Origin of the sequence: Catonella sp. (assembly GCF_052169795.1) — a bacterium.
Lineage (GTDB): Bacteria > Bacillota > Clostridia > Lachnospirales > Lachnospiraceae > Catonella.
Genome location: NZ_JBQNBU010000085.1, coordinates 1 through 8412 on the forward strand (window position 1 = coordinate 1; position 8412 = coordinate 8412).

Here is an 8412-nt window from a genome sequence, read left to right on the forward strand (position 1 = left end):
CTTAAGACAGTGTCAAAGATATATTTACATTATTGGCTTCGTATAGAAATATTTGACTTTTATACAAATAGTAGAGGTGATTTTACACCTCTACCCGAAAGATTTACAAGTATTGATCCCGGATTTTGATTTCTGGCATATTTTATTGCATATGCCAAAGCATGAGAGCTTTCTATTGCAGGAATTATTCCTTCATAACGGGATAATAAGAAGAATGCCTGCATAGCTTCATCATCATTTACGGCTTCGTATTTTACTCTTCCGCAATCTCTCAAATATGCATGTTCAGGTTCGACTGACGGATAGTCAAGTCCGCTGGCTATAGAGTACACAGACAACGGTTCACCATTTTCATCTTGTAAGAGCATACTTTCAAAACCATGAAGAACACCTTTTTTACCGAATGTCATACTTGCAGCGTGTTCTCCTACCCCGCTGCCTATTCCGAGCGGTTCTACACCGACAATATTAACCGGTTCTGACAGAAATGCTTCAAACATTCCTATCGCATTAGAGCCTCCTCCAACAGCCGCACAAACGACATCAGGCAAATTACCTGTCATTTCTTTGAATTGTTCTTTTGCTTCAATTCCTATAATTGATTGAAAATCACGAACTATCATAGGGAATGGATGAGGTCCTACAGCAGAACCTATACAGTATATTGCATCTTTGTATTCTTTTAAATATGCTTCAAATGCAGCGTCTACCGCCTCTTTTAATGTTTTAAGTCCATGCGTTACAGGTATTACATTTGCACCGAGCATTTTCATTCTTATTACATTGGGATGCTGTTTTTTTATGTCAACTTCTCCCATGTAGATATCACATTTCAAGCCAAAATAGGCCGCAGCCGTGGCAAGTGCAACACCATGTTGTCCGGCACCTGTTTCGGCAATGAGTTTTTTCTTACCTAAGAATTTGGCAAGCAACCCTTCGCCCATACAATGATTTATTTTATGTGTGCCGGTATGGTTAAGATCTTCTCTTTTAAGATATATTTGACATTTACCCAGCAATGCAGATAAGCGTTCACAATGATATTTACTTTACGCAGTATGTTTTATTTCAATCACATACTTTTCTTTTAACTTTGAGCATCTGTTCTGTGCAATGATTCCTTCATGCTGTAATCTTCCGGCTACAATTCCCGGATGAATTCCTATTGTTTCGGCAAATTCAACTATTTCATCATCTGAAGTATATCTAGATGGAGCAAATCTCTTATAGTCCGCAGGTGAAATCAAATAGTTTGTTGCAAATTTATCTGCTTCTATTTCCAGGTTATTATTAATATCCAACATTTCCTCAACTGTACTACTATATTCTTATTTTTTATTACCATTTTAGCAATAAGTATTTTGTTACAACATATTCTTCAAACATCTTGATTATCTCAGCATCCGAAAATCCTAACTTATATAGTTTTTCCAACAACCTTTTTGTTAGTGTGTTCAAATCCTGATTTTTTAACTCAATTATTTTCTGATCACTATCAATAACAAAATATCCTTTACTTCCATGACTAACAATCAGTCCCTGCTTCTCAAGAACTTTTAAAGCTTTTTGAACTGTTGCAGGATTACATTCTACGGAATAACCGTAACAAGCAGAAGATAATATTTATTAGCAAACATATCAGGGGCTCCTTTTGCATTGAAATGAACAGGAATTTTTTCTGGGAGAAATATGCAAATAATAAATATTACAACAATCATTAATATCAACACCAAGACATCTTTTAACAGTCCAACTTTCATACAATTTTCCCTCCTTAAACTAAATAAAATTTGACTTGCTAACTTTTATATAAACTTCGCTTGAAATAACAAGTAAAGTAACTGATATTATCTGCAAAACTGGTGTTATCGAAAGATTTAAAAACCAATTAAGAAGAATTGGTGTAATGAGTGCAATTATCCCAACAAGTCCAGACACAATAACAGGCATGCTCTGCTTTACAACCATCATCTCGCTTTCCCATTCATAATTTGGATACTTTTTATTTAGGGAAATTCCTATCACTGTTATAAAGATCGAATAGCATATAGGAACAATTATTAGGTTAATAACTTGAATAAAGTTCATATCAAGTTTTATCGTAAATGCAAATATGGAAATCATATACCCAATCAAATGAAGCGTAAGATTTACCGCAATCTTAGAATTTAAAATCGTTTTTACCCGAATAGGAGAACTTTGCAAAATCCAAACATTTTTACCTTCTAACGATATGGAAAATGCTGCCGGACAACTAAGTAAAAACATTGAAGCAATACACAGCGGAGCAAAATTTGAAAGATATTCATTCACATTTTCGATCCCCGAATATTCCCCTATTTGATGTAAAGAATTAAAAAGAAGAAATATACTAAAAACACATAAAAGTATTACACCAAGTCCTGCATTCAACACTGCCATATATGAGTTTAGAAACAGTCCCATTTCTTTTTTATATAGGGCAAAAAATACTGATTTTCTATTATTCGAATTTTTGTTGTCAGAATATCTTGTTGTTGTTTTAGCAAGAGTATTAAGCAATCCATACTTTAATGAAACCATTTTGGCAAACATATAAAAAAATACTATTGAGAGAACAATAAATAATCCTACTCCAATGTACATTGGAAAATTATAGTATTCCATAAATAGCTTAGATAGTGGGTACAATCCGGTAATTTGCTTAGAAAGCATAATCCCGATACTATTTTCATTACCTGATTTCATAGCTGACACTGCAATATATCCAATTATCCCTATCATTGCAAATGAAAAAATTAAAGCAATAACATTTTTTCTTTTAAAGAAAGATGAAGCAACAACAATAATGATTCCCATACTTGCTGCTATACACATAGGTATCAACGGAACAAAAATTATGGAAGTAAAATACAATATAATCTGTAATGCATTTAAACTCCCGTTTAACACCCAAACAATTCCCCCCGGAAGCATAAACATCAATCCTATAAAAAAATTCAATAAATACATAAACATAAACTTGCTGCTTATAATATCTGAACTTTTTACAGGCAATGACAAAAGATTTTCCATATCACGACTGCCAAATAAAATCCCATTCGAATAAAATATTGTCAAAAATAATATTGCAAAGCTTGCTACCGATACCATATATGCCGGTATCAACTCCTGCTGTCCTACTTGTACCAATGTTTTGGCTGTTATGATATTATAAATAAAGAAAAATATAGCAAGAGTTATTATTCCAAAACTTGCAATAACAATTGAACTTTGTTTTTTATTTCCCGGCTCTTTCATTTCGTTGATCGGAAAGAAATTTATCAATTCTGCTCTAATTAATATCCAAATTTTGCTCATTATCCTGCACCTCCATGAAAAAAGTTTCCAAAGATTTATTGCCTTTGACTTCTTCTGTATTTCCGCTCGCAATTAACTTTCCATTTTTTATAATTGCAATTTTATTACATAATTTTTCTGCAACATCCAATACATGTGTTGAAAAGAAAATAGCTCCTCCATCTGATACGCATTCGTGCATTATTTTCTTTAGTAGAAAAGCTGCTTTCGGATCAAGTCCAACAAAAGGTTCATCTAAAATTAGTAACTTTGGAGAATGCACCAGTGCAGAAATAATCGCAGTTCTTTGCTTCATGCCATGTGAATACGAAGATATCATCCCCGAAAGATTTTTCGTCATTTCAAATAAATCACCGTATCTCTGAATTCTTTCTCTGCGTATCTCAGTAGAAACTTCAAATAAATCTGCAATAAAATTTATGTACTGAAATCCCGTCAGATGTTCATATAAATCCGGATTATCCGGAATGTATGCCATCATTTTTTTACAAAAAACAGGCTCCTCTTTAATGGAATGCCCATCAATCGTTATACTTCCATTCTCAAAATCATGAATCCCAACTACTGCTTTTATCGTTGTAGTTTTTCCGGCTCCATTTGCACCAATGAATCCATAAATATCTCCGGACTGTACTGAAATGGATAAGTTTTCAACAGCCTTTTTGTTTCCATAGAATTTACTAAAATTCTTTATCTCTAACATAATTTCCACCTCTATTGACATTTTGTCAGTTACTCTTTGAAATAAAACCGATAACTTGTTTAACAGTAGCTATCGGCATATTATTCTCCTTGCAAACATTCTATTCTTTTTTAATTACTAAAGAGCTTTTTTGTATTTAAGCTTTGTTCAAGCATATCCTTAAATGCATTTAAGTAGTTATTAACAGGTTCTTCCTTTAGATATCTTATACTTATGTTATTTGAAGCAAAAACATAAGCTGTCATAAGGAACTCTGCTGTTTCTAATGGATATTTTACAGAAAAAACTTTTTCCGTTATTCCTTGATTTATAATCTTTCCAAAATATATTGTCAGTTTTTCGACAAGCTTATGGGATAACTTATCTATCATATATTGATTTTCTTTAAGGTCAACTGTTCTTTGCAGTACTGTACCCTCTGCTGAAATATTTTCCGACGATATAATTGTGACATCTATAAATGATCTGATTTTTTCTATGGAAGTTTTATCTTCATCATAAACAATAACATGAATATCTTTCAATAATTTATCTGAATATTGTTCTACAAGACAATATAAGATATCCTCTTTATTCTTAAAGTGATAATATAACAACCCTCTTGATATATTTACTTTATCAACTATATCCTGAGTTGTTGTATTAGTATACCCTTTCTCCATAAAGAGTATCATTGCAGCATCCATAATCTCTGCACGTCGTATTTCAGGTTCTTTTACATCTCGCATTTTATGCCTCCTAGTATTTATATAATACATCCAAACTGACAAATTGTCAATTGATTTGTATGTTCACTAAAGTCAGTATATTGCTTTACAAGTGCAATATACTTATCCGCTCTGGTACTGTCTTCTTCAAAATCTCTTAATGTGTCTTTTGTTTGCTCAGTTGATTTTTCTAATGCAGTTTGTTCTTTTTCAAAGTCTTTTAACATCATATCAAAATATTTATTAGAGAGTTTTACGCTGTATACATAACAACCATCCTTTAAGTATTATACGAGGTTCCAGTTACTCGAAGTAAAGGGCAAAATAAAACTCCCCGATCCTATTTTATTGATACGAGGAGTTTTGTTTTGACTGTTAATCACGACTGTAAGTTCATCGTCTGGTGCTGCATTTGCCGGTAGCGAGGAGCCTTGGTCTGTCCTTTATAAATTGTAAAATAACTATCAGTCAGTAAATCTGATGATCTGAGCCTCCACATCAACGACTGCTTCAATGCCAAATGGAATTATACACCGAGGCATTGAGTGTCCAAAATTCAAGTTGAAAACAACCGGAAGGTCAGGCTTATTTATAATTTGAATAAGCAGCTGTCGATATTCCTGAGCATAAGTCTCATCCATAGGCTTTCCGACCAGTACACCTGATACTGCCTCAAACACTCCTCTTTCCTTAAGGTATTCAAGAGACTGCCGGTATTTTTCCGGAGAAGGTTTTTCTTCACTGGATTCCAGCAGCAGGATGTGTCCTTTCCAATCTTCTGCATCAGGGAATAAATGATATTTTTCGCACAAGATCGGCATATCCTCATATCGCTCACCGTTAAAGAAATCATACATGGAATCGATACATCCACCGAGTATTTTACCTGAGAATACAGGAGACCCCTGCAATAACTCAAACCCATAATTAGGATGAGCTATCAGCGGTTTGCCGACCTGATCGGGTGCAAAGCTTTTCCGTTCTTCATACCAGACATCGCTGGGTGCTATTTCCTTGATCGTTCCAGTGGAGATCAATTCCTCAAAATATTTCCGTGTATAAGGGTGCATTTCTTGGCTCAGTTCACAGATATCCGGAAGAAACACCTGTCCATAAAAAGTATTCAGTCCAACTTTATGCAGCATCAGATGGTTGATCGTTGTATCCAAAAACCGAGAAAAATCTTGTCAGTAACAGCTTCCGCAAGTTCATTATGATCGAATAGATACGGTAACAGGCGGTAAGTATCATCCCCGCCTATTGCACACAGGATTATATCGATCTCCGGATCGCGAAATGCCTCCAATAAATCCTCGGCTCGTTTTTCAGGGTGTGCTTTGATATAATCCAGCCCCATAAGAGCATGCGGCATAAACTTTACATTCAGCCCATATCCCTTCAGTCTGCGAATACCTATATCAGATTCAAATCGGATAAATGATTCGCCAACAATTCCACTTGAAAGACTTACAATACCAACAGTTTTAATCATGCTTCCTCCAGATAATTTCTATTTGTCGCCCTGACATCAATCTCACAGCCACAACTACCCGACATCTAACTCGGTAACTCAAAACATCTATATTATCAAAATTTTCTTTTTCGTTTAAAACCTCAATATCAATAGTTGATAATGCTTTCATACAAGCTTTGAGTATTCTTATTGCGAGAACATACTATAAAACACGGAATATCAAATTAAGATAAATGTAAAGTATAAATATTTCAATTTTTTTTACTTTTGAACTCATTAAGCAGGTCTGATAAGATATCATCTTTTATAGAATTCTTGTTAACAAAATAATATTTTTTTGTACCTAACCCTATTGATATAATATCTCTTCCAATTACTTCATATATACCTTGCAATATAAAGTGAAAAAATGAGGTTACTGTTCACAGTTTTTGCGAATTTTTCTATTAAACTTTTGTAGACCAACTAAGGAAAGTCAATAGTTATTTTTTAAAGTTGTAAGAATATTGCTTAGTTACAAAACCTAAAAATACGCATAACAAATAAGCCTCATACACTTTTTTTGAGGCAACACTTTTAATAATTTATGCAGCCAACTTACTATTTTCACGAATTAGTTTTTGATGTTCTTCCGGTGTTCTTAATTCAAATGGTTTTTGGTTTCTAAGAACAGCAAAAATAATTTGAACCATCTTTCGCATAATTGCACACATTACAATTTTATACGGTTTTTCAGCTATTTTCTTTTCAAAATAAGCTCGCATAACAGGATTTAAATACTCTCTGTTGCGATTCGGATATACATTAGACTTTGCCAACATATGGAGAATTAAGCGAACATGAGGTGATCCTCGTTTAGAGATTTTATTGTTTTTCCTATTGTATGTTCCGCTTTGAGATACTCCCGGATCCAAGCCAAAGAAGGCAACTAATTCTTTCGGTTTAGAGAAATTGGATATGTATCCAAGTTCTGATAAAACAACACAGGCTGTGTATTCTCCAATGCCCGGAATACTTTGTAAAAGCATAATATCATTATGAAACTTTTCATCTAAAAGAGATAATTTCTTGATTTCATCATTGATTGCTTTCAAAGCTTCCTGTAAACTGAAAATAACACTTACCCTTGTTTGAATAAGTACTGATGAACTAAGGTTTACTATACAAACTTCAATAGATTTTTCAGCAGCTTGCAATAGTTTTTCATACTTTGCTTCGGCATAGGAATAGCTTTTGTGTGAATTTTCTTTTATCAGCTGAATCATGTCTTGCTTATTTTCAGGAGATAAGACATCTTGTACAGTAGGATATTTTTCAAGCAAAGACAAAGGTGTTTTCCCTTGCAAGTCCGGAAATACTTTCTTGTAATCCGGAAAAGAAATGTCTAAAAAAGCGATTAAGCGGTTGATGTGTTCCACGATTTCATCCGTCAATTCTTTGTGTTGTCTGCAAAGCTTTTTGATACTGTTAACGGTATCTGAGTGTGTAATTGTTTCATTGTAATTTTTAATACGATATAGCAACGCTATATTATATGCATCCGTTTTATCTGATTTGATTTTTCGGATATTGATATTTTTCAATGCTCCACTTTGAATCAGATTAATTACAATGACTTCATAATTATGCTTACGGAAAAAATTAGCTAAAATTTGATGATAGTGTGCAGTAGCTTCCATGATAATTACTGCTCTGTCTTCATACTCATTTTCTACTTTTTCAAGTACAGAGATGAGCGAATTCATGCCAATAACATCATTAGAAATTTTAATTCTTTTGATAATATCATTATCAGGTGATAGAATACAGATGTCACTGAAAGCCTTACTCACATCAATTCCTACAACAATTTTTTCTGACATAATATACCTCCTATAATTTGGGATGCCCTGTTAATCCAAAACCACAACAGGATCTTAAGTTTACAGGTAATCAATAAATGAACCTAACCAACCGAAAAGATGAAAGGTAATGGAATGAGGGTGGAGTCTACGAAATGAGTAATTCCTAAGTTGGAAACCCAGCAAGCACATAAAACAATCCCATTTCATCCCTAATATCTATAATTTTATCATAAATGATTAGGTTCATTTATAAGAACTATGCTTAGAGCTGTTCTTATACTATTAGTATATGAGTTATACTGACTTTAGAGTTATACCGACTTTCAATCAGGAGTGTTATGTTTG

6 protein-coding genes and 2 pseudogenes are annotated in these 8412 nt (G+C 33.5%); all 8 read right to left on the reverse strand.

Features of this window, described 5'->3' with window-relative positions; genetic code table 11:
- Positions 1–59 precede the first annotated feature (59 nt).
- Positions 60–1043, reverse strand: a pseudogene (trpB, locus tag ACTTKP_RS09995) (tryptophan synthase subunit beta); the annotation flags it as partial.
- Positions 1044–1049: 6 nt separating this feature from the next.
- Positions 1050–1301, reverse strand: a complete 252-nt coding sequence (locus tag ACTTKP_RS10000; protein WP_442553761.1) for an ImmA/IrrE family metallo-endopeptidase — start codon at positions 1299–1301, stop codon at positions 1050–1052.
- Between the two features lie 288 nt (positions 1302–1589).
- Positions 1590–1760 (reverse strand): DUF1648 domain-containing protein, encoded by a 171-nt coding sequence (locus ACTTKP_RS10005; protein WP_442553762.1) that lies wholly within the window; start codon positions 1758–1760, stop codon positions 1590–1592.
- Between the two features lie 19 nt (positions 1761–1779).
- Positions 1780–3054: a putative ABC transporter permease subunit gene (locus ACTTKP_RS10010; RefSeq protein ID WP_442553763.1), complete on the reverse strand. Its 1275-nt coding sequence runs from the start codon at positions 3052–3054 to the stop codon at positions 1780–1782.
- Between the two features lie 259 nt (positions 3055–3313).
- Positions 3314–4042, reverse strand: a complete 729-nt coding sequence (locus tag ACTTKP_RS10015; protein ID WP_442553764.1) for an ABC transporter ATP-binding protein — start codon at positions 4040–4042, stop codon at positions 3314–3316.
- Positions 4043–4152: 110 nt separating this feature from the next.
- Positions 4153–4770 carry a TetR/AcrR family transcriptional regulator gene (locus ACTTKP_RS10020; protein WP_442553765.1) on the reverse strand — a complete coding sequence of 206 codons (618 nt, stop codon included), beginning with the start codon at positions 4768–4770 and terminating at the stop codon, positions 4153–4155.
- 443 nt (positions 4771–5213) lie between these two features.
- A pseudogene (locus ACTTKP_RS10025) lies at positions 5214–6241 on the reverse strand (S66 family peptidase).
- A gap of 566 nt (positions 6242–6807) precedes the next feature.
- Entirely contained in the window at positions 6808–8085 is a 1278-nt protein-coding gene (locus tag ACTTKP_RS10030) for an IS110 family transposase (RefSeq protein ID WP_442553766.1), read from the reverse strand.
- Positions 8086–8412 lie beyond the last annotated feature (327 nt).

Coding starts and splice junctions, on each gene's coding strand:
- ACTTKP_RS10005 (WP_442553762.1), bottom strand. CDS start 1,760: ATGAAAGTTGGACTGTTAAAAGATGTCTTGGTGTTGATATTAATGATT.
- ACTTKP_RS10010 (WP_442553763.1), bottom strand. CDS start 3,054: ATGGAAAATCTTTTGTCATTGCCTGTAAAAAGTTCAGATATTATAAGC.
- ACTTKP_RS10015 (WP_442553764.1), bottom strand. CDS start 4,042: ATGTTAGAGATAAAGAATTTTAGTAAATTCTATGGAAACAAAAAGGCT.
- ACTTKP_RS10020 (WP_442553765.1), bottom strand. CDS start 4,770: ATGCGAGATGTAAAAGAACCTGAAATACGACGTGCAGAGATTATGGAT.
- ACTTKP_RS10030 (WP_442553766.1), bottom strand. CDS start 8,085: ATGTCAGAAAAAATTGTTGTAGGAATTGATGTGAGTAAGGCTTTCAGT.